Genomic DNA, 253 nt, shown 5'->3' on the forward strand with positions numbered 1-253 from the left:
TAGCAACTCAGAGGCTCCGTATACTTGGGTACCAGTTGTGGCCGGTTGATTATCTTGAAGTGTTAAAAGCTCAAATACAAAAAGGCCCCAAACATGCGAATGTTTGGGGCCTTTTACTGTCCAGAGAACTGTTCTGCTATCTAAGACGCTGAACGTATGTCGTTATGAACATTAACATCTTCAAGCTTAAGATCTGATTTTGCGCGGCAAATGCAGGGCAGGATTTCATCTTCTTTTAAGTAAGCCATGGCAA

At 42.7% G+C, this 253-nt stretch carries 1 pseudogene; it reads right to left on the minus strand.

The window, feature by feature from the left end:
- Positions 1 to 140: 140 nt before the first annotated feature.
- Positions 141 to 253 (minus strand): annotated as a pseudogene (locus AB4585_RS27990) ((2Fe-2S)-binding protein); the annotation flags it as partial.

The organism is Vibrio sp. 10N.222.49.C9, assembly GCF_041474985.1.
GTDB classification, from domain to species: Bacteria; Pseudomonadota; Gammaproteobacteria; order Enterobacterales; family Vibrionaceae; genus Vibrio; species Vibrio crassostreae_C.